The following is a 26,934-nucleotide window of genomic DNA, read 5'->3' as shown; positions in this document are numbered from 1 at the left end:
GCAGGAGGGACAGGGGGCGACCCCTCCATCTGATGCCCAACACTCTCAAGCGCATCGTCCGTGGTCCGTGGCTGTGGATCGTCGTGGCCATCGCGGCCGTCGCGATCGGTGCCTCCTTCTTCGCGTCCAGCGGCACCGCGGAGGTCTCCACGACCCGCGCGCTGAAGCTGATCGAGGACGGCAAGGTCCAGAGCGCGACCCTGACCGACGGCAACCAGCGCATCGACCTGGAGCTGAAGCCCGGGGAGACGGTCGAGGGCGCGACGACGGTCCGCTCGTACTACATCGCCCAGCGCGGCGCGGCGGTCGTGACGGCCCTGAACGACACCCCGCCGCCGGACGGGGTGACCGACGAGGTCCCCAGCACCAGCGTGCTGCAGTCGCTGCTGTTCACGGTCGGCCCGATCCTCCTGATGCTGGTCCTGTTCTGGTTCCTGATCTCCCAGATGCAGGGCGGCGGCAGCCGGGTCATGCAGTTCGGCAAGTCCAAGGCCAAGATGATGACCAAGGACACCCCGAAGACGACGTTCGCGGACGTCGCCGGGGCCGACGAGGCCGTCGAGGAGCTCTACGAGATCAAGGAGTTCCTCGAGGACCGCGAGAAGTTCCAGGCCGTCGGCGCCAAGATCCCCAAGGGCGTCCTGCTGTACGGCCCGCCCGGGACCGGCAAGACGCTGCTGGCCCGCGCCGTCGCCGGTGAGGCCGGGGTCCCGTTCTACTCGATCTCCGGGTCCGACTTCGTCGAGATGTTCGTCGGTGTCGGCGCCTCCCGCGTCCGCGACCTGTTCGAGCAGGCCAAGGCGAACTCGCCCGCGATCATCTTCGTCGACGAGATCGACGCCGTCGGCCGCCACCGCGGCGCCGGGCTCGGCGGCGGGCACGACGAGCGCGAGCAGACGCTGAACCAGCTCCTCGTCGAGATGGACGGTTTCGACGTCAAGACGAACGTCATCATGATCGCGGCGACGAACCGCCCCGACATCCTCGACCCGGCGCTGCTGCGCCCGGGCCGGTTCGACCGGCAGATCGCCGTCGAGGCCCCCGACATGGAGGGCCGGCACAAGATCCTCCAGGTCCACGCCAAGGGCAAGCCGATGGCGCCGGGCACCGACCTGCTGTCCGTCGCGCGCCGCACCCCCGGGTTCTCCGGCGCCGACCTGGCGAACGTCCTGAACGAGGCCGCGCTGCTGACGGCCCGCGCGAACGCCAAGGTCATCGACGACGCCGCCGTGGACGAGGCCATCGACCGCGTGATGGCCGGCCCGCAGAAGCGCACCCGCCGCATGAGCGAGCAGGAGCTGAAGGTCACCGCGTACCACGAGGGCGGTCACGCGCTGGTGGCCGCGGCGCTGCCGAACACCGACCCGGTGACGAAGGTGACGATCCTGCCGCGCGGTCGCGCGCTGGGTTACACGATGGTCCTGCCGACCGAGGACAAGTACTCGACGTCGCGCAACGAGATCCTCGACCAGCTCGCGTACGCCCTCGGCGGCCGCGTCGCGGAGGAGCTCGTGTTCCACGACCCGACGACCGGGGCGAGCAACGACATCGAGAAGGCCACCGGGATGGCCCGCAAGATGGTCACCCAGTACGGCATGAGCGAGCGGATCGGCGCGATCAAGCTGGGCCAGGGGCAGGGCGAGGTCTTCCTCGGCCGCGACATGGGCCACGAGCGCGACTACTCCGAGGGCGTCGCCGGGATCGTCGACGAGGAGGTGCGCCGGCTCATCGAGGCCGCGCACGACGAGGCGTGGGAGATCCTCGTCGAGCACCGCCCCGTCCTGGACGCGCTCGTCGTCGCGCTGCTGGACAAGGAGACCCTGAACCAGGCCGAGCTGGCCGAGATCTTCGCGCCCGTCGTGAAGCGCCCGCAGCGCCCGGTGTGGTTGTCCTCCGAGCGCCGGCACGTCTCGGACATCCCGCCGGTGAAGGGCCCGGGCGAGGGTTCGCTCAACGGCCACGCCGGGGGTTTCCAGTCCCCGGTGAGCTTCGAGGACGGGACGAACGAGCAGCCGTGAGCACGACGGGGACGCCCGCCGCGGACGGTCGGGCGTTCGACCGGGTGCGGGCCGAGAACGCGGTCCGGGAGTTCCTCCTCGCCATCGGTGAGGACCCGGACCGCGAGGGCCTGCGGGACACCCCGGCCCGGGTCGCGAAGGCGGCCACCGAGCTGTTCTCCGGCCTGTGGCTGGAACCGGCCGACGTCCTGGTCACCGACTTCGGGCTGGAGCACGACGAGCTGGTGCTGGTGAAGGACATCGAGGTCCAGTCCACCTGCGAGCACCACCTGCTGCCGTTCCACGGCGTCGCGCACGTCGGGTACATCCCCGGCGAGCACGGTCGCGTCACGGGCCTGTCGAAGCTGGCCCGCCTGGTCGACGTGTACGCGCGCCGCCCGCAGCTGCAGGAACGGCTGACGACGCAGGTCGCCGACGCCCTCGTCGAGCACCTGCACCCGCGCGGCGTCATCGTCGTCGTGGAGGCCGAGCACTCCTGCATGACGTACCGCGGGGTCCGCAAACCCGGCGCGAAGACCGTGACCTCGGCCGTGCGGGGGGCGCTGCGCAACGCCGCCACCCGCGCCGAGGCGATGAGCCTGATCGTCGCGGGGCACCGGTGAACGACCTCCTGACGCCCGGCCCGACCCGGGTCGTGGGCGTCCTGAACGTCACCCCGGACTCCTTCTCCGACGGCGGCCGGCACACCGGCGACCCGGTGGCCCGCGGGGTGGCGCTGCACGCGGCGGGCGCCGCCCTCGTCGACGTCGGCGGGGAGTCCACCCGCCCCGGCGCGGCCCGGGTGGACGCGGCCGAGGAGCTGCGCCGGGTGCTGCCCGTCGTGGAGGGCCTGGTCGCGGCGGGGGTCCCGGTGAGCGTCGACACCATGCGCGCCGCGACGGCCCGCGCGGCCGTCGCCGCCGGCGCGGTCGTCGTGAACGACGTCTCCGGCGGGCTGGCCGACGAGGACATGGCGGCCACCGTCGCCGGGCTCGACTGCGTGTACGTCCTCAGCCACTGGCGGGGGTTCTCCGACGTCATGAACTCCCTCGCCACCTACGGGCACGTCGTGAGCGAGGTGCGGGCGGAGCTGTCCGCCCGGCTGGACGCGGTGACGTCGGCCGGGGTCGCGCGCGACCGGGTCGTCCTGGACCCGGGGCTGGGGTTCGCCAAGGCCGCCGAGCACGACTGGAAGCTGCTGGGGGACCTCGACCTCCTCGACCGGTTCGGCCTGCCGCTGCTGATCGGGGCCTCCCGCAAGCGGTTCCTGGGCGCGCTGCTCGCCGGGCCCGACGGGGTCGTCCCGCCGCCGGAGGCCCGCGACACCGCGACCGCGGTGGTCACGGCGCTGGCCGCCGAGCGCGGCGCGTGGGGGGTGCGCGTCCACGACGTCGCGTCCTCCGTGACCGCCGTCCGGGTGGTCGACGCGTGGCGCGGCGGACGGACCCCCGTCACGTCCCTGGGCATGGAGTCGGAGGCCTCGTGAGCTCCCTCGACGCCGCCGGTCCCGTCCTGGACGGCCACGGCCGGGTCCTGGACCGCATCGTCCTGCGCGGGCTGTCCGGCCGCGGGCGGCACGGCGTCCTGGACGCCGAGCGCGAGCTGGGGCAGGTCTTCACCCTCGACGTCGCCCTGCACCTGGACACCCGCGAGGCCGCCGCGGGCGACGACCTGGACGCGACCGTCCACTACGGCCTGCTCGCCCAGGACCTCGTCGCCGTCCTCGCCGGCGATCCCGTCGCCCTGCTGGAGACGCTCGCGCAGCGCCTCGCCGACGTGGCCCTGGCCGCGTCGCCGCGCGTGCGGGCCGTCGACGTGGTCGTGCACAAGCCGCAGGCCCCGGTCCCGGTGCCGTTCGACGACGTGGAGCTGGCGATCCGGAGGACCCGACCGTGACCCGAGCCGTCCTCGCCCTCGGCGCCAACCTCGGCCACCGCGCCGCCACGCTGCGCGCCGCCGTCGACGCCCTCGCCGCGACCGACGGCGTCACCGTCGAGGCGGTCTCGACGTTCGTGGAGTCCGCCCCCGTCGGCGCCGTGCCCGACCAGCCCGACTTCCTCAACGCCGTCGTCCTCGTGAGGACCACCCTCGGCCCGCACGAGCTGCTCGCCGCCGCGCACGCCGTGGAGACCGCCCTCGGCCTGGACCGCTCCACGAAGGTCCCCGACGGCCCGCGCCCCGTCGACGTCGACGTCATCACCCACGGCGACGCCGAGCTGGACGAGGACGGGCTCGTCCTGCCGCACCCGCGCGCCCACGAGCGCGCCTTCGTCCTCGGCCCGTGGCTGGAGCTGGACCCCGACGCCGAGCTGCCCGCCGGCCGCGTCGCCGACCTGCTCGCGGGGCTGGACCGGTGAGGCCGTCCCGCCCCGGTCTGCTCGTCGGGCTGGGGTTCCTGGCCGCGGTGCTGGCCTGGTCGGGGTTGCAGGTGTGGGTGTCCTCCGGCCGCGGCGAACCGGACCTGATGTGGCGCACGACCCTGACGATCGGCCTGCTCGCGGTCGCCGTGTTCGGCGTCGGCTGGCCCGTCAAGCAGTGGGTGGACGGGGACAAGGCCCGCCGCATCGACGCCCTGCGCGCGGCCCGCACCGCGGCGCTGGCCAAGGCCGCGTCGGTGGCCGGGGCCCTGCTCGTCGGGGTGTTCCTGGGCTGGGGCGTGCACTACCTGCCGACGCTGGACATCGCGGCCCGCCGCGGCGAGCTGTACGTGGCCGCCGCCGACGTGCTCGTCTCGGTGCTGCTGCTCGTCGCCGGCCTGCTCGTGGAGCGGTGGTGCCGCGTGCCCGCCGACGACGACGACCGGGGAGCGCGCGCGTGAAGCTGTCCACCCGCGCCGCGACGACGGAACCGTTCCACGCCCTCGCGTTCGGCCAGCAGGCCGCGGCGCTGGAGGCGCAGGGGCACCACGTCGTGCGGCTGAGCATCGGCGAACCCGACGTCGGTGCCCCGCCGGACGTCCTGGAGGCCATGCGCGCCGTCATGGACGGCCGCCCGCTGCCGTACACCCCGGCGCTGGGGCTGCCGCAGCTGCGCGCCGCGATCGCCGCCGACTACCGCGCCCGGCACGGCGTCGACGTCGACCCGGCCCGCATCGCGATCACGTCCGGGGCGTCCGCGGCGCTGCTGCTGGTGCTGGCCGCGACCGTCGACCCCGGCGACGACGTCCTGCTCGCCGACCCGTCCTACCCGTGCAACCGGCAGCTGGTCTCGACCTTCGGCGGCCGCGCCCTCACCCTGCCCACCGGCCCGGACCAGCGGTACCAGCTGAGCGTCGGTGCCCTGCGGGACGCCTGGACCGACCGCACGAGCGCCGTCATGGTCGCGTCGCCGTCCAACCCCACCGGCACGTCCGTGCCCGCCGCCGAGCTCGCCGCGATCTGCGCGGAGGCGGCCCGCCGCGACGCCTGGCGCATCGTCGACGAGATCTACCTCGACCTGGCCGACCCGGCCCCCGACGGGACCGCGGCCCGGACGGTGCTGACCGCCGACCCGGACGCCGTCGTCGTGGGCAGCTTCTCGAAGTTCTTCGGGATGACGGGCTGGCGGCTGGGCTGGGCGGTCCTGCCGCACGAGCTCGTCGCGCCGGTGGAACGGCTGGCGCAGAACTACTTCATCGCCGCCTCCACCCCCGTCCAGCACGCCGCGCTGGCCTGCTTCACCCCGGCGTCGCTGGCGCTGTGCGAGGAGCGCCGCGTCGAGTTCACCCGCCGCCGCCGGCTGGTCCTGGACGGCCTGGCCGGCCTCGGCCTGCCCGTGCCCGTCGAGCCCGACGGCGCGTTCTACGTGTACGTCGACGTCAGCGGGACGGGCCTGGACGCGTGGGAGTTCTGCGCCCGCGCCCTCGCCGGTCACCACGTCGCCCTCACCCCCGGCCGCGACTTCTCCGACGCCACCGCCGCGACCCACGTCCGGCTGTCGTACGCGGCGTCCCCGGCGGAGCTGACCGAGGGGCTGCGCCGCATCGGCGCGCTGCTGGCCGAGGTGGCCGCCGGTCGCCCCTAGGGTGTCCTGCGGCGGGGCCCGCCCCGCCGCTGCCCGCCCACGTCGACCCGTTGGAGTGCGCCCGGTGCGTGCCACGCCGTCCCGGCGCCCGTCAAGGAGACCCCCCGTCGTGCCGAGGCATGGAGCGTGAGCCTCCCGACCCCGGCCCCGTCCGTGCGCCGCGTCCTCACGCTCGTGCTGGGGGTGGGGCTGCTCGTCGCGGCCGCCGCCCTGCTGCACCGGACGTTCCGCCACCACCCGTGGCACCAGCTGGGCGACGACCTGCTCGCCCTGGGCCCGGTGACCGTGGCCGCCGCCGTCGCCGCGACCGCCTGCTCGTACCTGGCGATGACCGGCTACGACGCGATGGCGCTGCGGCACGTCGGGCACCGGCTGCCGTACCGGCGGTACGGGTTCGCCTCGTTCGTCGCGACCGCGTTCGGCAACAACCTGGGCGCCTCGGCCGTGGTGGGGGCCGCGCTGCGGGCCCGCGCGTACGCCACCTGGAAGGTCCCCGGCGCCACCATCGCGCGCATCATCGGCTTCAACCTCCTCACCCTGGCCCTCGGCGCCGCGGTCCTGGCCGGCGGCGGGATGCTGCACGACCCGGCCGGGGTCGGCCGGGCCCTGCGCCTGCCCCCGCCGGTGACCCTCGCCCTCGGCGCCGCGCTGCTGGCCGCCGTCGTCGCCTACCTCGGCTGGGCCGTCGTGACCCGGCGGCCGATCGGCTGGCGGCAGCGGCGGCTCGTCCCGCCCGCACCGCGCCTGGCGGTGGCGCAGGTCGTGCTGTCCACCGTGGAGTGGCTGACGATGGCCGCGGTCCTGTTCGTCCTGCTGCCCGCCGACGCCCGCCCAGGGTTCCTGGCCTTCGCCGTCGCCTTCGCGGTGGCGACGATCGCCGGTCTGGTCAGCAACGTGCCCGGCGGCCTCGGCGTCTTCGAGTCGACCCTGGTCGTGCTGCTGGGGGCGACGACCTCGCCCGCGGACCTGGCCGTCGCCCTCGTCGCGTACCGGCTCGTCTACTACGTCGTCCCCCTGCTGCTGGCCGCGGTGCTCCTGGCCGTCCACGAGGTGCGGCAGCTGCCGCTGCCCCCGCTGCGCCGGCCCGCCCTGCGCCGGCCCACCCTGGACGCCCCGTTCGGCCTGGCCCTCGTCGTCGCCGCCGCCGGCGTGTTCATGCTCGTCGTCGGCGACCTGCCCTGCCCCGCCGAGCTGGACCTGTCCGGCGTCACCACCAGCCTCGCCGGGCTGGCCGCGCTGCTCGCCGCCCGCGGTCTGCGCCGCCGCCTGAAGGGGGCGTGGGCGGCGACGCTCGCGCTGCTGACCGGGGTCACGGTGGTCTCCGCCGGGCACGGCGACGTCGCGCTGCCGGTGGTGACGGCCTGCCTGGCCGGGCTGCTGGTCGCGACCCGCTCGGTGTTCTACCGCGGGGCGTTCCTCTGCCGCCGCCAGACCCTCCTGGTGCCGGTCGTGGCGGTCGTCCTCGTCGCCGGTGCGGTGTGGTGGCAGGAGTCGAGCCGGTTCACGCCGGTCGACGCGCCCCTGCTGACGGCGCCGTTCGCCGGTGGCGCCTCGGCGGCCGACCGGGTCGCGATGGCCGCCGGGATCCTCGGCGTGTTCCTCGGCGTCCGCTGGATCTCGCGGGCGACGACGGTGCGCCACGGCGTCGCGGACCCCGAGGAGCTGGACCGCGCCGGCGACATCGTCGCCCGCAACGGGCGCTGCCTGTCGCAGCTGGCGTTCACGGGGGACAAGCGGTTCTGGTTCAGCCCCGGCGGCGAGGCGTTCCTCATGTACCAGGTCTCCGGGCGCAGCTGGATCGTCATGGGCGACCCGGTCGGGAACCCCGCCGACTTCCGCGACCTCGTCGCCGACTTCCTCGCCGAGGTCGACCGGCACGACGGCCGGCCGGTGTTCTACAACGTGCGCGCCGACCACGCCGACCTGTACCGCGAGTCCGGGCTCAGCCTGGCCAAGCTGGGTGAGGAGGCCGTGCTGCCGCTGGCGGACTTCTCCTTCGCGGGCAAGGCCAAGACGAACCTGCGCAACTGCCGCAACAAGTCGCAGAAGCTGGGGATGTCCGTCGAGTTCGTCGCCCCGCAGGACGTCGAACCGCTGCTGCCCGAGCTGCGGGTGGTCTCCGAGGCGTGGCTGGGGCACCGCAACGGCAAGGAGAAGCGGTTCTCCCTCGGCGCCTTCGACGAGGAGTACGTCGCGCGGTTCCCGCTGGTCGTGGTGCGCCAGGAGGGGCGGGTCATCGCGTTCGCGACGCTGTGGATCGGCGCCGACGACGGCGAGGTGCAGGTCGACCTGATGCGCCGGCTGCCCGACGGTCCGCGCACCGTCATGACGTACCTGTTCGTCGAGTGCATCGCGTGGGCCCAGGAGAACGGCTTCACGGCGTTCAGCCTGGGCATGGCGCCGCTGGCGGGGCTGCGCACCGACGAGTCGGCGTCGATGTGGGACCGCATCGGGCACCTGCTGTGGACCCACGGCGAGCAGTTCTACAACTTCAAGGGCCTGCGGGAGTTCAAGCAGGGTTTCCTGCCGCAGTGGCGGACCTGCTACGTCGCCGCGCCCGGCGGGCCGGACCTGCCGAACGCGATGGTCGACGTGGTCACCCTCGTCGGCGGCGGCCTGCGGGGCGTCCTGCGCGGCTGAACCCCGCGCGCCGGCTCAGGACGGCCACGCGAGGTCGGCGATCACGGGGGAGTGGGTGCTGCCCCCCGGGGCGCCCTCGCGGGTCGCGACGGGTTCGAGCCCGGCGACCAGCACCACGTCGACGCGGGCGAAACCCGGTGACCGCCCGCGGGTCAGGCCGGGGCGGGTGCCCACGGCGCGGTGCACGTCGACGAGCCCGTGCGAGCGCAGTTCCCGCAGGGGCTCGTTGAGCTCGGCGGAGTTCAGGTCCCCGGCCACGACGACCGCCTCCCCGGCCGCGCGGCGCTCGGAGGCGAGGTCGGCGAACCGCCGGGCCTCCTCGACGCGGACGCGGGCGGCGTTCGCGGTGTCGCCCGCGGGGCTGTGCCTCGCCGCCGACGGGGAGCAGAACAGGCACGGCGAGGCCAGGTGCACCGAGACGACCGCGAGGCGGCGGCCGTCGACGTCGAGGGTCACGACCTCCGCGGGCCGGGCCCCCTCGGGCAGGCCGGTCACGGTGTCGACGGACACGATCGGGTGCTTGGACCAGACGGCGTCGCCGTCGCCCTGGGTGCTGGCCGGGGTGTAGCTGCGGTACGGGTAGAGGCCGCCGAACCGCTCGTCGTACGCGGCGCGGGACGACTTCGCGATCTCCTGCAGTGCCAGCACGTCGGGTTCCCGGTCGCGGACCAGCGCGGCCAGCCCGTCGACGCCCTGCCAGGCGGAGGTGTTGAACGTGGCGACCCGCAGGTCCGGTGCCGCCTCGACGGGCGAGAACCGGTTCACGACGTACGGGCCGGCCATCGCCCCGGCGGCGACGGCGGGTGCGGTCACGGCGGCCAGGGTGCGCCGGGAACCGGCCGCCGCGGCGAGCGGCACGAGCAGGAGGGCCGGGGCCAGCCACCACGCGGCGAACAACCCCAGGACGTAGCTGACGACGTTCCCGTCGGAGAACACCAGGACGACGGCGAGGGCGAGGGTCGCGCAGACCCCGTACGAGACGGCGAGGGCGCGGAGGGTGCGGCGCCACGTCGGGCGCCGTTCAGGCGTCGGTGGCACGCGGTCATCTTGCTACACCGCCGCGGAGGTGAGGGCGGGGGTGGGCACGGCCCGCGGGACCGAGCGCAGCGCGTAGAGCTCCTCGAACCGGGCCAGCGTCCCGCGCTCGTCGTGCTCGGAGGCGATCTCGACGCTGCGCGCGGCCATCCGGGCGTGCAGCCCGCCGCCGTCGGCCCGGTCGCCCAGGACGAGGGCGAGCCGGGCGGCGAGCACCCCCGGCTGGGCGTGCGGGAAGAGGAAACCGTTGTCGCCGTCGCGCACCAGGTGCGGCAGCGCGCAGGCGTCGACGCCGAGCACCGGCAGCCCCGAGGCCATGGCCTCCAGCACGACGAGCGACTGCAGCTCGGCCGTCCCGGCGTTGGCGAACACGTCGCAGGCCAGGTACGCGGCGGGCAGGTCCTCCTCGGGGACGAAACCGGTCGAGACGACGCGGTCGGCGACGCCGAGCTCGGCGGCCCGTTCCAGCAGCTTCGGCCGCAGGGCGCCGTCGCCGACGAGCAGCAGCTGCGCGTCGAGGTCGGGGCGGACGGTGCGGACCAGCGCGAGGGCCTCGACGAGCTCGCCGACGTTCTTCTCCGGCGCCAGCCGGCCGACGTACCCGACGGTGGGGCGGTCGGGGACGCCGTAGCGCTGCCGGAAACCCCGCCGGAGCTCGCCGGTGGGGTCGGGGGCGAACCGCCGCAGGTCCATGCCGCAGGAGATCGGCAGCACGGGGCCGGGGATCCCGGCGCGTTCGGCGAGCGCCGCCGCGTACGGGGTGGGGGCGGTGACGACGTCGGCGCGGGTGAACACCGACGCGGCGTCGGCCCAGGCCCACTCGTGCAGCCTGCGCTGCACGGCCTTCCCCAGCGGGACGTGGTGGGTGAGGTTCTCGGGCATGAAGTGGTTGGTGGCGACGACGGGGACGCCGAGCCGGTTGGCGGCGGTGACGAGGGCGCGGCCGACGAGGAAGTGGCTCTGGACGTGCACGACGTCGGGGCGCACGGCGCGCAGGACGCGGGTGGCGGCGCGGACGAGCCCGACGGGCGGGCAGAACCGCAGCCCGGTCCCGCCGACGCCGACGGGGACGGCGGGCAGGCGGTGCTCGGTGACGCCGGTCCGGACGCGCTCGGTGGTGGCGCGCAGCCCGCGGGCGGGGGCGACGACGTGGACCTCGTGGCGCGCGCTGAGCCCGGCGGCGAGCCGCTGGGCGAAGGTGGAGGCCCCGTTGACGTCGGGGGCGTAGGTGTCGGCTCCGATGAGGATTCGCATGGGGAGATCGAACCGCCGGGAGGGGTTCGGGGGCATCGGACCGGGGGACCGTTCGGGACGGGACGTCGGGGTCACGCGTCGTACCTCCGGGGTAGGGGTCGTCCTCCCACCCTCCCGAACGGTCCTGCGCCGCGGGGCGTCGCGGACGTTACGTGTTGCCGACGCCCCGGCGAAGAGCGGTGTGCACGACGTCGGCGGTGAGCGCCCCGACGTACCCGCCGCGCTCGTCGAGGACGGGCAGCAGCGGGGCGTCCTGGGCCAGCAGCGCGGAGAACGCGGTGCGCAGGTCGGCGCGGTCGGGCACGGTGGCGGTGAAGGGGCGGACGACGTCGCGCACGCGCCCGTCGCGGGAGCGGGCGGCCTCGCGCAGCCGGCCGCGCGGCACCCAGCCGGCGACCTGCCCGCGGTCGAGGACGACGGCCACGTCCCCGCGGTCGACGTCGAGGGCGGTGGCGGCGTACGCGGCGCCGTCCTCGGGGGCCAGGACGAGGGGTTTGGCGAGGTCCTCGGCGCGGACGGGGGTGACGGCGAGGCGGCGCAGCCCCCGGTCGGAGCCGACGAACTCGACGACGAACTCCGAGGCGGGCGCGGACAGCAGGGTCTGCGGGTCGGCGAGCTGCTCCAGGACGCCGCCGCCGGAGAACACCGCGATGCGGTCGGCGATGCGCACGGCCTCGTCGAGGTCGTGGGTGACGAACAGGACGGTCTTGCGCAGGTCGGTCTGGATGCGGCGGAACTCGTTCTGGAGGCGGTCGCGGACGACGGGGTCGACGGCGCCGAAGGGTTCGTCCATGAGCAGGACGGGCGGGTCGGCGGCCAGGGCGCGGGCGACGCCGACGCGCTGCTGCTGGCCGCCGGACAGCTGGGCGGGGTACCGGTCGCCGTAGGTGGCGGGGTCGAGGCCGACGAGGTCGAGGAGGGTGTCGACGCGGCGGGCCTGCGCGGCGGGGTCCCAGCCCAGCAGGCGGGGGACGGTGGCGACGTTGCGGCGGATCGTGCGGTGCGGCAGCAGCCCGCCGGCCTGGATGACGTACCCGATGCCGCGGCGCAGGGTGACGGCGTCGACGTGGGTGGTGTCGCGGCCGTCGACGACGATGCGGCCCCCGGAGGGTTCGACGAGCCGGTTGACCATGCGCAGGATCGTGGACTTGCCGCAGCCGGAGGGGCCGACGAGGGCGACGAGCTCGCCGCGGCGCACCGAGAACGTGAGGTCGGTGACGGCGGGGGAGTGGTGGCGGCCGTAGCGCTTGACGACGTTCTCGAACCGGATGACGTCGTCGACGCCGGTGTCCAGCTCCTCACTGTCGGTGATCACCGCATCAGCCTCCCCGACGGTCCCGGGGGTCGGCAACGTGAGACGTTCGGGGGACGGTGCCCCGGGCACCCTTCTGGGAGGGTGGGGCCATGGCCGAGGTGAACCCCCTCCCGCAGGCGATCGTCGACGAGCCGTTCGCGCCCGGCGACGTCGTCTGGCAGCGCATCGACCCGAAGTGGGCGACGGCGCAGCGGCTCGTGGGCGGGATCGTCTTCGGCGTGGTCGCCCTCGTGCTGGCCGTGCCGGCGGTCCTGCTGACGCCGTGGATCTGGCTGGGGTTCGCGCTGGTGGTCCCGCTGTGGCTGTGGGACTTCCTGTGGGCCCCGCGGCGGCTGCGGGCGTGGGGGTACGCCGAGCGCGACGACGACCTGCTGGTCGTCAAAGGCATCGTGTTCCGCTCGCTGGTCGTCGTGCCGTACGGCCGGCTGCAGTACGTCGACGTCGAGGCCGGGCCGGTGGACCGGAAGTTCGGGCTGGCGAAGGTGCAGCTGCACACGGCGTCGTCGGACTCCGACGCGGCGATCCCCGGCCTGCCGCCGGAGGAGGCCGCCCGGCTGCGCGACCGGCTCGCCGCGCGCGGCCAGGCCCGGCTGGCGGGGCTGTGAGCGGGCCCGCGGACGAGCCGGCCGTCGAGGTCGTCCCCGACGAGGTCGCCGTCCGGCTCGACGCCCCCACCCGCGCGGTCCTGGCCGACCCGGGCTGGCGGAAGCTGCACCCGGCCACGCCGGTGCTGCGGGCGTGGAAGGTCGTGGCCGCGGTCCTGGCGGTCGTGGTGGGGCAGAACGTCGACGACGTCCTGCGCCTGGACCTGCCCGGCTGGGTCCTGACCCTGTCGATCCTGGGCGGCCTGCTGGGGCTGGCCGTGGTCGGCGCCGTCTACTCCGCGCTGGCGTGGCGGCGGACCCGCTACCGCATCGACGCCGAGGCGGTGCACGTCGAGCACGGGATCGTCTGGCGCCAGCAGCGCCGCGCGCAGCTGGACCGGCTGCAGGCCGTCGACGTCGTCCGGCCGCTGCTGGGCCGGTTGTTCGGCCTCGCCGAGCTGCGGCTGGAGGTCGCCGGCGGGTCCGGCAGCAAGGTGTCGCTGGCGTACCTGAAGGAGGAGGAGGCCCAGCGCGTGCGGAACGCGCTGCTGGCGGCGGCGGCCGGGGTGGCGGTCGCCGAGGGCGAGGAGGCCCCCGAGGCCCCGCAGCGCGAGGTCGTGGAGGTCCCGGCGACCCGACTGATCGCCTCGACGCTGAAGTCCGGGCTGACGATCTGGATGGTCGTGGGGCTGATCGGCGTCGGCGTCGGCTGCTGGTTCGCCAAGAGCTTCACGCCGCTGTTCGCCTCCGGGGCGGGGATCCTCGGTCTGGTCTCGGCGGTGTGGTCGCGGTTCAACACGGGGTTCAACTTCACGGTGGCCGACTCCCCGGACGGGCTGCGGATGACGCACGGGCTGCTGGAGCAGCGGTCCCAGACCGTCCCGCCCGGCCGCGTGCAGGCGCTGCGGATCACCCAGCCGCTGCTGTGGCGGCGGTCCGGGTGGTGGCGGGTCGAGGTCAACGTCGCCGGGTACTCCTCCGACAGCGGGAACGCCTCGGAGCAGAGCACGACGCTGCTGCCGGTCGGGACGCTCGACGAGCTCGGCCACGTGCTGGGGATCGTGCTGCCGCAGCTGGGGACGGCGCAGGAGTCCCCGCTGGACGTCGTGCGCGCCGGGCTCACCGGCTCGGGCACCGACGGCGGCTTCACCCCGGTCCCGCGGCAGGCCCGCTGGCTGGACTGGATCAGCTGGCGGCGCCGCGGGTACCTCGTCACCGAGCACGCGTTCCTGTCCCGCAACGGGCGCGTCGTGCGGGGGCTGGACGTCGTCCCGCACGCGCGCACGCAGAGCCTGGGGCTGACGCAGGGACCGCTGCAGCGCCGGCTGGGCCTGGCGTCCGTGCGGCTGCACTCCACCCCCGGCAAGGTCACCCCCCGCGTGGACCACCTCGCCGAGGCCGTCGCGGCGCGGCTGCTGCGGGAGCAGACCGGCCGGGCCCGCACCGCGCGCGCCGGGTCCGGCCCCGAGCGGTGGATGACGCGCTGAGGGTCAGTCGGCGCTGACCCGGCCGGCGAGGCGGCCGTGCAGCGCGGCGGTGGCGGGGTTCATGCCGGTGATGACGGCTTCCTTGCCGTGCTCGGCGTACTTGCGGCTCACCGCGTCGAGGGCGGCGATGGAACTGGCGTCCCACACGTGCGCGTCGCTGAAGTCGATCGTCACGCGGGTGGGGTCCCCGGCGTAGTCGAACTGCGTGACGAGGTCCCCGGAGGAGGCGAAGAACACCTGGCCGTGCACCGTGTAGGAGCCGTCCTCGCCGCGGACCTCCACGAGGTGCGCGACGCGGCGGGCGAACAGCACGCACGCCAGCAGGGTCCCGCCGAGCACGCCGTAGGCCAGGTTGTGGGTCAGCAGCACGATGACGACGGTGACGAGCATGACGCTGGTCTCGCTGCGCGGCATGGCCTTCAGCGTCGACGGGCGGACGCTGTGCCAGTCGAAGGCGCCGTAGCAGACGAGGAACATCACCGCGACGAGCGCGGCCATCGGGATCTGCGCGACGACGTCGCCGAACACCACGACCAGCACCAGCAGGAAGGTCCCGGCCAGGAACGTCGACAGCCGGGTGCGGGCCCCGGAGACCTTCACGTTGATCATGGTCTGGCCGATGACGGCGCAGCCGCCCATCCCGCCGAACAGGCCGGTGACGATCTGCGCGGTGCCCTGGCCGACGCACTCGCGGGTCTTGTTCGAGCCGGTGTCGGTGAGCTCGTCGATGAGCTGGGCGGTCATGAGGGACTCCATGAGCCCGACGAGCGCGACGCCGACGGAGAACGGCGCGATGGTCCGCAGCGTGTCCAGGGTCAGGGGGACGTCGGGCAGCCCGAGCACCGGCAGCGTCCGGGGCAGCGCCCCGTCGTCGCCGACGGTGTGGACGTCGACGTGCAGGACGACGGTGAGGACCGTCAGCAGCGCGACGGTGATCAGGGGGGCCGGGACGGACTTCACGAAGCGCGGCACCACGACGAGCAGCGCCAGGCCGGCGACGAGGACGGCGTACCCGGCCGGGCCGGCGCCGCGCAGGTTCGGCAGCTGGGCCAGGAAGATCGAGATGGCGAGCGCGTTGACGAAGCCGGTGGTGACGCTGCGCGGGACGAAGCGCATGAGCCGGGCCACGCCGAGGAGCCCGAGCGCGATCTGCAGCACGCCCGCGAGCAGGATCGCCGCGATGAGGTACCCGACGCCGTGGCTGTGCGACAGCGGGGCGACGACGAGCGCGACGGCCCCGGTGGCGGCGGAGATCATGGCGGGCCGGCCCCCGACGAACGCCGTCGTGACGGCCATGACGAACGAGGAGATGAGCCCGACGCGCGGGTCGACGCCGGCGACGATCGAGAAGGAGATGGCCTCGGGGACGAGGGCGAGCGCGACGACGAGGCCGGCGAGGACCTCGGTGCGCAGCGTGCGGATCGAGCGCAGCCACTCCGGCGGGCGCAGGGCAGCACGCGTCACGGGGAGGGCGGAGGGCACGGCGGAACTCTAACCCTGCGTCAGGGTCTGCCGTGCCACCGCCCGCCCGCGCGGACGCGGGGCGTCACCCGATCAGCGCGCCCGCCCCCCGCCGCGGAACCGGGCCACCGCGTCGGTGAGCTTCTTGCGGGTGGCGGGGTCCTTCGCGGCCCGCTGCACCTGCTGGCTCAGCTGTCGTCCCTGCGGCGACTTCAGGAAAGCGCCCACCTTGCCCACCAGTCCTGCCACGTGCTCCTCCTCGGGTCGTCCCTGTCCGTCGTGGAGTCCAACGGTGCAGCCCCCGGGCGGGTTTCGCTACTTGCGCAGGACGACGGCGACGTCGGTGACCGCGAACAGGAACGTCCCGGCGCGCGCCGCGCGGCGCAGCCCCTCCACCCAGCCCGCGGCGCGGCCGGCGAGGTCGGGGTCGTCGCCGGCGGCGGCGAGGATGCCGGTGGCGACCTTCCAGGCCACCGACCCCTCGTCGAACCGGCGGTGGGGGTCGGCCCAGGAGTGCACGGACTCGACGGTGAAGGGGCTGGCGGCGGCGTGCCGCAGCAGCTTGCGGCCCGCGAAGCCGTCGGTGCGGGCGCCGCGGGCGGGCACGTGGGCGACGAAGCGGTCCAGCAGCTCGCGGGTCAGGTCGTCGTCGTCGCTGGTGAACAGCGCGGTGTCCCAGTCGGAGTGGGCCAGGACGGCCGTCCCGCCGGGGCGCAGGACCCGGTGGACCTCGTGCAGGTGGGCGCCGACGTCGGCGAGGTGCTCGACGGCGTTGAGGGTGACGGCGGCGTCGACGCTGCCGTCGTCCAGGGGCAGGTGGTCGAGCTCGGCGATGTGGGCGCGCACCCGCGGGTCGAGCAGCAGGTCGTCGTCGAGGGTGGAGCCGACGTCGACGGCGTGGACCAGGCGCGGGCCGGCGGCCAGCAGGGCGCGGGTGGTGCGGCCCTGCCCGCAGGCGAGGTCGAGGGCGACCGACTCCGGGGCGATCGCGGCGAGCTCGGCGACGTTCTCGAATCGGCCCACGCCGGAAGCCTACGATCACGGGCCGCGTCCGCGTCCCGGAACGGGATCCGCACCCCTCTTCGTCACCACCGGTACCGGCTCTGGAGCTGACCGTGACAGCCGTCCGCCACCTGGTCGAAGATTCGGTGAAGGGCCACTCTCACGTCGCGTCAAAGTGTCGCGGTCTCACCTACAGTCTCAGCAGCACCGACCAGTGGGTGCTCGCATGGCCGGGGGGCGGTGCGGTCGACGGTGACGGGGGTCCGGCTGCGCCGACGACCCCTGTCCGAGGGGGAAGGCGGAGTCGCGAAGTGGTGGACACGACACACCGGGAGAGCCCCGCGACCGGTGGCCCGCAGGGCCCCCGCACGCACGGACGGCGCAAGGTCATCGGAGCCGGGATCGGCGTCCTGGCCGTCGCCGCCGCGGGCGGTGGTGTCTGGTGGGCCACCCGGGACGACGACGACCCCGCCGTGCAGGCCCCGGCCCAGGAGTGGACGCCCAGGACGCACGTCCCCGCCGCCGACCTCGACACCAAGTGGGTCGGCGTCCAGACGCACACCGTCTCGGTGGCGGACGCGTTCGAGGAGTACCTCGGGCGGCCGCTGGACTGCGTCGTCGTCTTCGGGTCCGAGGCGGACTGGGCGGCCATCGAGGGGCCGTGGTTCGCGATCGACGCCCCCGAGGGCCAGGACTGGTCGCAGTGGGTGCGCGACGACCCGGACAACCGCACCCTGGTGGTGTCCACCGCCATGGTGCCCAAGGACCCGCCGTCGGACTGGCGCGAGCGCGGGGCCGCCGGCGAGTACGACGCGCACTGGGAGAAGTTCGGCCGGAACCTCGTCGACGTCGGTCTGGGCTCCTCCATCCTCCGGATCGGCTGGGAGCTCAACGGCAAGTGGTACGAGACCCACTACATCGGCGAGGACGAGGAGCAGCGCGAGCAGTGGAAGGAGTACTTCCGCCGCATCGTGAAGGCCGTCGAGGTCCCCGGGTCGAGCTTCGAGATCGACTTCAACATCGCCGAGGGTCCCCAGAACTCGGTGTCCATCGACGAGATGTACCCCGGTGACGACTACGTCGACATCATCGGCATCGACGTCTACGACTCCTACATCTCGCCCATCGACCCCACCGCCCGCTGGCAGGCCAAGGACGAGAAGGTCAACAGCATCTCGGCCGTCGTCGACTTCGCTAACGCGCGCGACAAGCCGGTCAGCTTCCCGGAGTGGGCGATGGTCGCCGAGGGCGACACGCAGGGCGGTGGTGACAGCCCCGAGTTCATCGACCAGATGGCCGACGTCATGGCCTCCGCCAACGTCCGCTACCAGGCCTACTTCAACACCGCCGGCGGCGGCGTCGGGATGACCCTGGCCGACGCCCCCGAGGGGTCGGCGGCCTTCGTCCGGCGCTTCGGCGCTTCGGGTGACGTGGTCCCGTCCTCGTCGTGAGGCGCGGTAACGTCGGGTGGGCGCCGGGCCGGGTCGGCGGATCGAGGGGGGAACACGGGTGGGTCTGCTCGCCAGGGTGCGCAGCGCGGGCGTGAGCCGGGGCGTGTGGAACGTCGGCGACCAGCTGATCTCCAGCGGCAGCAACTTCCTCATCCAGATCGTCATCGCCCGGTCGGTCAGCGAGGACGACTTCGGCACCTTCGCCATCGTCTTCTCGATCTTCTCCGTGGCGACCGGTTTCTTCCGCGCGCTGTCGACCTCGCCGGTCGGGATGCGGTACGCCGGGGCCGACGACCGCGAGTTCGCCCGGGTCACCGCCGGGGCGGCCGGGGCGACCCTCGTCGGCAGCCTGCTGCTGGGGCTGGCGCTGGTCCTGCTGGGGCTCCTCGCACCGTTCTCCACGGTCCTGTCGCACTCCCTCGTCGCCCTGGGGCTCATCGTCCCCGGCCTGCTCATGCAGGACGCGTGGCGCCAGCTCCTCTTCGCGCGCCTGCGGCCCGCCGCGGCCTGCGTGCTCGACGGCGCCTGGTGCGTCCTGCAGTTCGTGGCCGTCCTGATCCTGTTCACCGGCGGCGTCACCTCCGTGCCGGCGTACGTGGTTGCCTGGGGGGCCACGGCGCTGGCCGCGTCGTTCGTGGGCCTGGGCGCCATGCGCACGCTGCCGAGCCCGCGCGGCGCCGTCCGCTGGGTCCGCGAGCAGTTCTCGCTCACCCGGTACCTCGTGCCCGAGTACGTGCTGCTGCAGTCCGGCGCCCAGCTCGCGGTCTTCGTCGTCGCCGGCGTCGCCGGCACGGTCGCCGCCGGCGCCCTGCGGGGAGCGAACATGCTGACCGTCCCGGCGACGATCCTGTCGACCGGTCTCATGACGTTCGCGATCCCCGAGCTCACCCGCCGCCGGGACCGGATGTCCCCGCGGTCGTGGAAGCTCGCGGCCTCCGGCATCTCCGGGCTCATCGTCGTGACCGGCGTCGTGTGGGGTTCCCTCTTCCTGCTGCTGCCCGACGGCGTGGGCCAGGCCCTGCTCGGCGACTCGTGGGCCGGGACGAAGGACGTCCTGATCCCGATCATCGTGGGGCAGGCGGGCTCGGCCCTGTCCGTCGGCCCGGCCGCCGTCCTGTACGCCAACGAGGGCGCGAAGGTCACCATCCGGCTGCACACCGTCTACGCGGTCCTGCTCATCGGGCTGTCGACGGCGGGGGCGGTCGGCTGGGGTGCCGTCGGCACCGCCTGGGGCATGGCCGGCGCCTTCTGGCTGACGGCGCCGTGGTGGTACGTCTCGATGGTCCGGCACCTGCGCCGCCCGGTGGCCCCGCCGCCCACGAGCGTCGAACCCACCCCCATCGGCTGAGGCGCCGCGGTCCCCGCAGGCGTCGTCGCCCCGCGCGCCGGGCTTCGAACCCCCGGTCCGCGGGGCGCTCTCCGTGCGCGGGGTGCTCCCTGCGCGGGGCGTCCCCCACCCCGGGACGGGGGTCCCACGACCCCGCTTCGATCCCGCGCGGGAGAACCGTCCGCCCGGGCGGGAACGTCCCCGGCAGAGCGCCCCCTGGACACGACGAACGCCGGCCGTCCCCGAGGACGGCCGGCGTTCGTCGTGCACCCCGCGGGCGGTCAGCCCAGCAACCCGTTCGGGGAGGCCGGGCGAATCGTGACGGAGGCCGGTGCCGCCGACGGGCTGACGCCCGCGTCCACCACCTCCGCGGCGGGTTCGGAGCGCCGTGACCCCAGCGCCTTCTCGTAGGGGTACCCGATGAACAGCGAGACCAGCGGGAGCATCAGGTACAGCACCTGCGGCTGCAGGAGCGACCCGGTGAGGAACGCGTTGGCGAACACCCCGGCCCACGCCAGCGTCGGGGCCGGAGCCCGTCGCACCAGGGCGAGGCCGACGAAGACGCAGAAGAGGACGGAGGCCGGAACCCCGTACTCGAGGACGACCTTGGCCAGGCCCGAGAAGTTGATGGGCAACCCGGTCGCCCGGAAGATCTGGTCGGCCAGCGCGTCGGCGCGGCCGGCGCCGTCGCCGGTGAGGACCGACAACGGGTCCTCCCCCCACGTCTCGAGGATCCGCTGGTAGGGCTGCACGAAGCGCAGGCTGCCGCTGGAATTGGTGTTCGAGGTCTCGTCCGCGCGTTCGGCGATGATCGAGCCGAACGGCGTCGCCAGCGCGACGGGGACGGCGACGACGACGGCGACCACGATGCGGGCCGTCCAGCGCCCACCGCGGCGCAGGGCCAGCAGCAGCACCCCGAAGGCCGCGAACAGCAACCCCGTCCCGGAGATGGTGCAGACGAGGGCCACGCCGAGGAGCAGGACCCGCCACCAGCTCGCGCGGCGCACCAGGACCGACAGCAGCGCCATCGCCAGGAACTGCGCGTAGATCGACGGTTCCAGGAAGACGAAGCCGTTCGCCTTGATGATCGGCGAGCCGTACTCGATCGGGTAGCTCGTGTTGTACCCCGTGAACAGGAACGTCTCCGGGACGTTCTGCAGCACCACGTCGACGTACGTCCACAGGCCCAGGGCCTGCGAGACCGTCTGCGCCACACCGATCCCCGCGAGGACGAGCATGATGGCCTCGTAGCGCCGGAGCACCCGTTCGTAGAGGTGCTGGCGCGATGCGTGCAGGCGGAAGGCGAAGGCGACCCAGATGACGGGCAGGTACACCAGCGAGGTGATGCCCCCGTACCCGGTCTGGAAGAGGACGATCCCGGCGCACAGGAAGCACGCGGCCATCGCGAGCACGAAGATGCGCGTCGCGCCGCGGTTCTCGACGACGTCACCGTGGTAGAGCAGGTAACCCAGCCCCCCGAGGGCGACCAGGACGCTGAGGGACAACTGGGTACCGCCGACCGGGAGGCCGAACCTCTGCAGGGCGGTGATCGACACCAGGAGCGCGGTGATGACGGTCAGCACGCGGCGGTCGGCGACCGTCCGCGGGGACCGCGGCCCGTCGGGGGTCCTGCCGGGCGACGGGTCCGGTCCTGATCCTGCGGACGAGTACGTCAGAGCCACGCGGGTCCCCCCGGATCCGAGAAGTGGGAAGTGTGAACGCTGCTGAGCGGGCGCCTTCGACGCACCGCGACCGTGTCATGGTAGGTCCCGTTGTCGGTGACGAGACCGGGTTCGTCCGGGACTGAGCCCGAACGAGTGCTCAGCGTGACGGGCTCACCCAGAGGGAGTGACGACCGGTTGCTCCGAGTGGGTCGAAGCCCGGGGAGGACCCGGGTGACCGACAGCGCACACCGGTGATCGAGTGCAACACTGACCGCCGACGGCCGCTGCTCGCGGCTGCCGGGGGGCGTGACTGCCCAGTGGGGACCAGGAGGAAGCGTGGCGGCAACGGCAGGGGGGGGTCACGAGCGGAACGGCTCGGGAACCTGGGCGGCAGTCTTCCGCCACCGGTGGAAGGTGCTGGTGGTCGCGGTGCTGATGGCGGTGGCCGGGTTCGCGGGGGCGAACTCGTTCATCCCGCCCAGCTACACGACGACCGCCACGATCACGTTGAGCAAGGACCGCCCGTTCGACCCGACGGCCACCGGCAACGGCGCCGCGCAGCTGGGTGACCCGACCCGGTGGGCCGCCCTGCAGGCCGCTGTCGTGAACTCCAGCGCGGTCCTCGACGCGGCGCTCCAGCCGGTCGTGACGAACGACGGCACGACCGTGCAGGTGCCGGCCGACGAGGCGGAGACGTTCCGGCAGGGGCTGGAGATCACCGCGCAGACCGACACCAACCAGATCGTCGTGTCGGCCACCGCCGACTCCGCGCAGGCCGCCGCGGACATCGCCGACGCGGTCGCCTACGCCTACCAGGCCCAGTCCCTCGCCCAGGTGGAGAGCGCCCGCGACGCCGCGCGCGCCAACGTCGCCGCGGCCGACACCGACCAGATCCAGCAGATCAACATCGCCGCGACCGTCTACGGCTCCGGCGTGGCGTCGATCGACGACGCCACGGTGCCCACCCTGTCCTCGCCCCCGTACCCGTGGCAGATCGCCCTGGTCGCGGGCATCGTCGGCCTCCTGGCCTCGGCGGGTGCGGTCGCGTGGGCGGCGCACCTCAAGCAGCGCGTCACGGCACCGCCGCTGGTGGGCGTGGCCGAGCTCGCGCGGTGGCAGTCCCTGCCCTCGCACCGCGCGCTGGCCGACCCGCAGAGCGAGCCCAGCCGCAGCGCGGGGGTCGTCCTGGTCGGTCTCCAGCACCTCGGTCACCTGCGCACCCCGCGGTTGGAGGTCAGCAGCGTCCTGGTGACGGCCGCCTCGGGCAACGCCGGTGCGGTGGCCGCCGGGCTGGCCGCGTCCGCCGCCCGCGCCGGGCGGCGCGTGGTCCTCGTGGACGCCGACGAGGACGGCAGCCGGCTGGGCCGGATGGGCGCCCCGGTGGGGCCGAGCCACGACCGGATCCTCCCGGAGCACCGCTGGAGCGAGGAGATCTCCCCCTGGGTCATCGGTGGCGGTGCCGTCGTCGGGGTCCTCCCGCTGAACGCCCGGTCGCTGCAGCCGCACGCGGTCGGCACCGGTGTCCGCCACCTCGTCGAGGCGGGCTACCTGGTGATCTTCGTGGGTGGCTCGGTGGTCTCCAGCCCCGTCGCCTTCGCCGTCGCCGGTGAGGTGGACGCCGTCCTGGTCCAGGTCGAGGCCGACCCCCGTGCGGAGGTCGTCAGCAAGACGGTGAACCAGCTCTCGATCGCCGCGCCGGCGGTGCTCGCCCAGGTCGTCGTCGGTGACGTCACCACGCACGGCGGCGACTCGGGGCGGCTCGAGCAGCGCCCGCGCCCCGTCAGCAGCCCGGCGGCCGAGGAGATCACGGGGGTCCGCCGCGGCTGACCGGCCCCGCGCACGAGCACTCCGTCGCGCCCTCCTCGACCGTTCGAGGGGGGCGCGACGTCGTCCTCAGGACAGTTCGGACGCGATCCGCTCCCACGGCCCCGGGACGATCCAGCCGGTCTCCATGTGGGTCGCCAGGGCCGGTTCGGCGCCCAGCAGCACCCGGCGTCGCGAAGGGCGCCGCAGGGAGCGCACGTCGACGGCGACGCGCATCCCGGTGAGGTACCCGCGGCGCAGCGCCGACTTCCACGCCGGCGTCCCGGCGGCCGGGTCGTGGTGCTCGACGATCTCACGCAGGGTGAAGCGGCGCCGGCCCTGCAGGGTCAGGCAGCTGGCGTAGTCGAAGTTGCCGCCCGACAGGGCGCACAGCCACAGCAGCCGCTCGTCCTCCCGCAGCGCCCCGACCCGGCCCGCGAAGGTGCTCGTGGTGCTCTCCACCCGCGCCCAGCGCACCGGTAGCCCCGTGTCGGGGACCTCGTCGCCGTAGGGGGCGAAGTAGTCGGCCCGGGCGTGCCGCGGGTCCCGGGCGGCGTCCACGAGGGCGGTCAGCGCCTCGGGGCGCCACAGGTAGTCGTCCTCGGCCAGCAGCAGCACGTCGTCGGCCGCCCAGCCCCGCCGCCGGGGCAGTCCCAGCGCCGTCAGGTAGCTGCGCCGGTTGGACCCGCCGTCGATGGTCACCGGGTCGCCCCAGGCGCGCATCAGCTCCAGCCGGTCGGCCGGGATGGGCCCGTCGTTGAGGAAGAGCACCTCCGGGTCGGTGTCCGGGCGCTGGGTGCGGACGTGCTCGACGGCCCGGCAGAAGGACTCCAGCCCCACCCGCTTGTCGTACCAGTCCGGGCGGCCCTTGGCGTTCTCCCCGCCGTGCGAGCGGTAGACGACGTGAAGTCTCACCCCCCGATCGTAGCCGCGCGGGGCCGGCCGGCCGGGGGCCGCGATCACGGACGGGCACTCCTATCGCCGCAGGTCGGCGCCGCGTTACAGCTTCGCCGAAAAATCGCCTCAAGGATCCAGCGCCGCCTGCCGAAGGAACTGGTGTCACCCCGAACGGGCCCCCTCGGTTCCTCCGCCCCCCTCCAGCGGACGGCACCCTGAGCACAGCGAGGTTGATCCACCCCCATGAGCAAGCTTTCCAAGTTCCTCTTCTCCACCGTCGCCGTCGCCACCGTCGCCACCGGTCTCACCACCGCGGCCGTCTCCACCGCTTCGGCCGCCGACACCGGCGTGACGATCCGCCAGGGGACCGGCAAGTCCGACTGGACCGACCCCGCGGGCAACGTCTGGAAGAAGGACAGCGGCTTCGTCGGCGGCTACCAGGTGTCGAACGTCACCTCCTCGGCCATCGCCGGCACCAACTCCTCCCCCCTGTACCAGAACGAGCACTGGGGCATGTCGAAGTGGAGCGCCGCGGTTCCCGCCGGCACCTACGACGTCACGCTGAAGTTCGCCGAGACCTACTTCTCGAGCCGCAACACCCGCGTGTTCTCGGTGACCGCCGAGGGCCAGAAGGTCGTCGACAACCTCGACCTGTTCGCCGTCGGTGGCAAGAACGCCGCCGTGGACCGGAAGTTCACGGTCAAGGTGACCGACGGGTCGATCGACCTCGGTTTCTCCGCCACCCGCAACAACGCCAAGGTCGACGCGATCCTGGTCCAGTCCGTCGGGTCCTCCAGCGGTGGCACGGTGACCCCCTCGCCGCGTCCCACCCAGCCGACCCCCACCGTGACGACGCCGGCGCCCGCGCCGACCACGTCCGCCCCCGCTCCGGCCCCCACCACCTCCGCGCCGCCCGCGCAGAGCCCCGGCACCTGGCTGTCCGGTTCCTCGGGCGTCGGGGTCGGCAACGGGCAGTTCGGCGCGTGGCGCGGCACCCCGGTCGCGATCGCCGCGAGCTGGGCCAACGACAACACCAACAACCAGCACTTCTGGCAGCTGGACAAGGGTGCCGAGTACGGCAGCTGGAACGCCTCCATGGACATGGCCGTCGGCGGCATCGACCGCGGTGAGACCTGGGCCCAGGGCGCTTCCGGCCAGTTCGACGCGCGCTGGCGCAGCTCGCTGCAGAAGCTGAAGTCGCAGTGGGGCGACCGCAAGGGCACCATGTACATCCGTCTCGCCCACGAGATGAACGGCTACTGGTTCCCCTGGTCGGTCAACAAGAACAACTACCAGGACTTCGTGACCTCCTGGAAGCGCTACCGCGCGCTGCAGCAGCAGGTCTTCCCCGAGGCCAAGCTCGTCTTCAGCGTCAACCGCGACAGCAACGGCACGGGCATGGACTGGACGAAGTTCTTCCCCGGCAAGCAGTACGTCGACGTCCTGACGGTCGACTACTACAACCAGTACCCGTACGCCGCGACCAAGGCGCAGTTCGACGCGGCCAGCTGGGACAAGGACGGGTACGGCGCCCCCAAGGGCATCCGGGCGCACGCCGCCTTCGCCAAGAGCCAGGGCATCCCGTTCGGCGTCTCGGAGTGGTCCGGCAACGCGGACAACGGTGACGGCGTCGGCTACATCGAGGGCATGCACGCGTTCTTCAAGGAGAACGCCGGGACCGGCCCGGGCCAGGTCCTGTACGACATCCAGTTCAACTGCGACATCGACGGCAAGCGCTGGCTGATCTACGGCTCGGGCGTGCGCCTGACGGCCACGGCGGCGAAGTACAAGGAGCTCTTCTGAGCCCCTGCCGCCGCTGAGGTGAGCTGACCGAACGACGAGACCCTCCCCCGACCGGGCTGCGCGCCCGGCCGGGGGAGGGTCTCGTCGTTCGCGGGGGCGCCTACTTGATGCGTTCCATGACGACGCGCCCGGCGACCGACGCGCGCCCGGTGGTGATGCCCTTGACGTACGCCCAGTGCTGGTCCGCCCGGTCCTGCCGGCGCAGCAGCCTGCACTGCACCGTCCGCACGGCGTACCCGAGGGCCAGGACGGAGCTGATGCCGCTGACGGTGGCCCCGGAGTGGTGCCGGGCCAGGTAGCGGCGCATCGCGGCGCCGCGCAGCCGCAGCATCTCCAGGTTCGGGGCGCCCGAGCCGCCCGCGGCGTGCGGGACGACGACGTCGGTGCGCAGCCGTTCGCGCAGCCCGGCCGCGCGGGCGGTCCGGCCGAACATCATGTCCTCGTTGTAGACGTAGAAGTCCTCGTCGAAGCAGCCGAGCTCGAGGAACGTGCTGCGCCGGACGGCCATGCAGGCGCCGGTCGTCCAGTCGACCTCCAGCGCCTCGCCGGGCGCGGGCCTGGCGTACAGCCCGGCGCGCGGGAAGACCTTGTGCAGCCCGGCGGAGTGCACGAGGGCGCGGACCGCGGTGGGTTCCCAGCCGCCGACGCCGAGCTCGACGCGGCCGTCGACGCCGGCCATCGTGGCGGCCGAGGCGGCCAGGCCCGCGTCCCGGGCCACGTCGGAGACCAGGGCGTTGAGGTGCTCGACCGTCGGCCGGGAGTCGGGGTTGCCGAAGACGACGAACTCGTGGGTGGAGGTCCGGGCCCCCATGTTGGCGGCCTTGGCGAAACCCTTGCCGCCGCCGGAGTCGACGTAGCGGGTGCGGGGCCGTTCGCGGGCCAGGGCCGAGAGGCCGTCGACGTCGGAGGCGTTGTCGACCAGGACGACGGGCAGCTCCGCGGGCAGCCCGGCGAGCAGGGCGCGGATCTGGTGGGCGCTGCGGTAGCTGACCAGGACCAGCTCGACGTCGTGCGCCAGCGCTCCCCGGGGGTCGGCGGCGCCGGAGGTCCCGTCCGCCGGCGTCCTGTCCGCCGGTGCCCCGTCCGCGGTGTTCGTCACGTCCACGCTCACGACCGTCCCGTCCCCTTCCAGCGTTCCCCCGACGGCTCACCGGGACCTGCGCGCGGTGGCGGGTCCGGGTGGCCGGCTCGATCGTGGCCGACGGGCCACGC

22 protein-coding genes and 1 pseudogene are annotated in these 26,934 nt (G+C 74.0%); 14 read left to right on the top strand and 9 right to left on the bottom strand.

All coding sequences use genetic code 11. The annotated features are described in order from the left end of the window. Nucleotides 1-32 precede the first annotated feature (32 nt). The 8 genes and pseudogenes from ftsH to mprF all read left to right on the top strand — a co-directional run bounded on the left by ftsH (nucleotide 33) and on the right by mprF (nucleotide 8,639). Nucleotides 33-2,018: an ATP-dependent zinc metalloprotease FtsH gene (ftsH, locus tag ACRYRX_RS03265; protein ID WP_432510371.1), complete on the top strand. Its 1,986-nt coding sequence runs from the start codon at nucleotides 33-35 to the stop codon at nucleotides 2,016-2,018. After that, a complete protein-coding gene (gene folE / locus ACRYRX_RS03260; protein ID WP_432510370.1) occupies nucleotides 2,015-2,620 on the top strand; it encodes a GTP cyclohydrolase I FolE in 606 nt (201 codons plus the stop codon). The genes ftsH and folE overlap by 4 nt, the downstream gene beginning before the upstream one ends. Next, nucleotides 2,617-3,483 (top strand): dihydropteroate synthase, encoded by an 867-nt coding sequence (gene folP / locus ACRYRX_RS03255; RefSeq protein ID WP_432510369.1) that lies wholly within the window; start codon nucleotides 2,617-2,619, stop codon nucleotides 3,481-3,483. The genes folE and folP overlap by 4 nt, the downstream gene beginning before the upstream one ends. Beyond that, nucleotides 3,480-3,893, top strand: coding sequence for a dihydroneopterin aldolase (folB, locus tag ACRYRX_RS03250; protein ID WP_432510368.1), 414 nt, complete (start codon nucleotides 3,480-3,482; stop codon nucleotides 3,891-3,893). Before folP ends, folB begins: the two co-directional genes overlap by 4 nt. Beyond that, on the top strand, nucleotides 3,890-4,354 hold the full coding sequence (folK, locus tag ACRYRX_RS03245; RefSeq protein ID WP_432510367.1) for a 2-amino-4-hydroxy-6-hydroxymethyldihydropteridine diphosphokinase: 465 nt from the start codon (nucleotides 3,890-3,892) through the stop codon (nucleotides 4,352-4,354). Before folB ends, folK begins: the two co-directional genes overlap by 4 nt. Beyond that, nucleotides 4,324-4,815 (top strand): annotated as a pseudogene (locus tag ACRYRX_RS03240) (DUF3180 domain-containing protein); the annotation flags it as partial. The gene folK and the pseudogene ACRYRX_RS03240, both read left to right, overlap by 31 nt. Continuing rightward, nucleotides 4,812-5,999 carry an aminotransferase class I/II-fold pyridoxal phosphate-dependent enzyme gene (locus ACRYRX_RS03235; protein ID WP_432510366.1) on the top strand — a complete coding sequence of 396 codons (1,188 nt, stop codon included), beginning with the start codon at nucleotides 4,812-4,814 and terminating at the stop codon, nucleotides 5,997-5,999. The pseudogene ACRYRX_RS03240 and the gene ACRYRX_RS03235, both read left to right, overlap by 4 nt. Nucleotides 6,000-6,125: 126 nt before the next feature. Then, a complete protein-coding gene (gene mprF / locus ACRYRX_RS03230; RefSeq protein WP_432510365.1) occupies nucleotides 6,126-8,639 on the top strand; it encodes a bifunctional lysylphosphatidylglycerol flippase/synthetase MprF in 2,514 nt (837 codons plus the stop codon). Nucleotides 8,640-8,654: 15 nt separating this feature from the next. Here mprF and ACRYRX_RS03225 read toward each other — a convergent pair whose 3' ends face one another. From ACRYRX_RS03225 to ACRYRX_RS03215, 3 genes are all read right to left on the bottom strand, one after another. Beyond that, entirely contained in the window at nucleotides 8,655-9,677 is a 1,023-nt protein-coding gene (locus tag ACRYRX_RS03225) for an endonuclease/exonuclease/phosphatase family protein (RefSeq protein WP_432510364.1), read from the bottom strand. A gap of 12 nt (nucleotides 9,678-9,689) precedes the next feature. Beyond that, the gene (locus ACRYRX_RS03220) at nucleotides 9,690-10,928 is read right to left on the bottom strand and encodes a glycosyltransferase (protein ID WP_432510363.1); all 1,239 of its coding nucleotides are present in this window, start codon (nucleotides 10,926-10,928) and stop codon (nucleotides 9,690-9,692) included. A gap of 148 nt (nucleotides 10,929-11,076) precedes the next feature. Next, entirely contained in the window at nucleotides 11,077-12,243 is a 1,167-nt protein-coding gene (locus ACRYRX_RS03215; RefSeq protein WP_432510361.1) for an ABC transporter ATP-binding protein, read from the bottom strand. 89 nt (nucleotides 12,244-12,332) lie between these two features. On the opposite strand from ACRYRX_RS03215, the gene ACRYRX_RS03210 reads away from it, so the two are divergent. Beyond that, nucleotides 12,333-12,848 carry a PH domain-containing protein gene (locus ACRYRX_RS03210; protein WP_432510360.1) on the top strand — a complete coding sequence of 172 codons (516 nt, stop codon included), beginning with the start codon at nucleotides 12,333-12,335 and terminating at the stop codon, nucleotides 12,846-12,848. Continuing rightward, the gene (locus ACRYRX_RS03205) at nucleotides 12,845-14,314 is read left to right on the top strand and encodes a PH domain-containing protein (RefSeq protein WP_432510359.1); all 1,470 of its coding nucleotides are present in this window, start codon (nucleotides 12,845-12,847) and stop codon (nucleotides 14,312-14,314) included. The genes ACRYRX_RS03210 and ACRYRX_RS03205 overlap by 4 nt, the downstream gene beginning before the upstream one ends. A 3-nt stretch (nucleotides 14,315-14,317) precedes the next feature. Here the strand turns inward: ACRYRX_RS03205 and ACRYRX_RS03200 are convergent, their stop codons facing one another. The 3 genes from ACRYRX_RS03200 to ACRYRX_RS03190 all read right to left on the bottom strand — a co-directional run bounded on the left by ACRYRX_RS03200 (nucleotide 14,318) and on the right by ACRYRX_RS03190 (nucleotide 16,798). Next, nucleotides 14,318-15,796, bottom strand: a complete 1,479-nt coding sequence (locus ACRYRX_RS03200) for a SulP family inorganic anion transporter (RefSeq protein ID WP_432510358.1) — start codon at nucleotides 15,794-15,796, stop codon at nucleotides 14,318-14,320. A 72-nt stretch (nucleotides 15,797-15,868) separates the two neighbouring features. After that, complete coding sequence (locus tag ACRYRX_RS03195) at nucleotides 15,869-16,024, bottom strand: hypothetical protein (RefSeq protein WP_432510357.1); 156 nt, start codon at nucleotides 16,022-16,024, stop codon at nucleotides 15,869-15,871. 66 nt (nucleotides 16,025-16,090) lie between these two features. Then, complete coding sequence (locus ACRYRX_RS03190; RefSeq protein WP_432510356.1) at nucleotides 16,091-16,798, bottom strand: methyltransferase domain-containing protein; 708 nt, start codon at nucleotides 16,796-16,798, stop codon at nucleotides 16,091-16,093. Nucleotides 16,799-17,088: 290 nt separating this feature from the next. On the opposite strand from ACRYRX_RS03190, the gene ACRYRX_RS03185 reads away from it, so the two are divergent. Together ACRYRX_RS03185 and ACRYRX_RS03180 are read left to right on the top strand one after the other, a co-directional pair. Beyond that, complete coding sequence (locus tag ACRYRX_RS03185) at nucleotides 17,089-18,228, top strand: glycosyl hydrolase (RefSeq protein WP_432510355.1); 1,140 nt, start codon at nucleotides 17,089-17,091, stop codon at nucleotides 18,226-18,228. 91 nt (nucleotides 18,229-18,319) lie between these two features. Next, nucleotides 18,320-19,576, top strand: coding sequence for an MATE family efflux transporter (locus ACRYRX_RS03180; protein WP_432510354.1), 1,257 nt, complete (start codon nucleotides 18,320-18,322; stop codon nucleotides 19,574-19,576). 260 nt (nucleotides 19,577-19,836) lie between these two features. Here the strand turns inward: ACRYRX_RS03180 and ACRYRX_RS03175 are convergent, their stop codons facing one another. Further along, entirely contained in the window at nucleotides 19,837-21,138 is a 1,302-nt protein-coding gene (locus ACRYRX_RS03175; RefSeq protein ID WP_432510353.1) for a hypothetical protein, read from the bottom strand. Between the two features lie 501 nt (nucleotides 21,139-21,639). Between ACRYRX_RS03175 and ACRYRX_RS03170 the strand changes: the two genes are divergently transcribed. Next, entirely contained in the window at nucleotides 21,640-23,046 is a 1,407-nt protein-coding gene (locus tag ACRYRX_RS03170; RefSeq protein ID WP_432510352.1) for a GumC domain-containing protein, read from the top strand. Between the two features lie 66 nt (nucleotides 23,047-23,112). On the opposite strand, the gene ACRYRX_RS03165 is transcribed toward ACRYRX_RS03170, so the two are convergent. Next, nucleotides 23,113-23,937: a hypothetical protein gene (locus ACRYRX_RS03165; RefSeq protein WP_432510351.1), complete on the bottom strand. Its 825-nt coding sequence runs from the start codon at nucleotides 23,935-23,937 to the stop codon at nucleotides 23,113-23,115. 225 nt (nucleotides 23,938-24,162) lie between these two features. On the opposite strand from ACRYRX_RS03165, the gene ACRYRX_RS03160 reads away from it, so the two are divergent. Beyond that, nucleotides 24,163-25,722: a malectin domain-containing carbohydrate-binding protein gene (locus ACRYRX_RS03160; protein WP_432510350.1), complete on the top strand. Its 1,560-nt coding sequence runs from the start codon at nucleotides 24,163-24,165 to the stop codon at nucleotides 25,720-25,722. A 100-nt stretch (nucleotides 25,723-25,822) separates the two neighbouring features. On the opposite strand, the gene ACRYRX_RS03155 is transcribed toward ACRYRX_RS03160, so the two are convergent. Next, nucleotides 25,823-26,833, bottom strand: a complete 1,011-nt coding sequence (locus ACRYRX_RS03155; protein ID WP_432510349.1) for a glycosyltransferase family 2 protein — start codon at nucleotides 26,831-26,833, stop codon at nucleotides 25,823-25,825. Nucleotides 26,834-26,934 lie beyond the last annotated feature (101 nt).

The sequence above is a fragment of the Kineococcus lubricus genome (assembly GCF_050871965.1).
In the GTDB taxonomy this organism is placed as follows: domain Bacteria; phylum Actinomycetota; class Actinomycetes; order Actinomycetales; family Kineococcaceae; genus Kineococcus.
The sequence above is the reverse complement of the archived record's forward strand: the minus strand, read 5'-3'. Positions and strand labels throughout refer to the sequence as shown.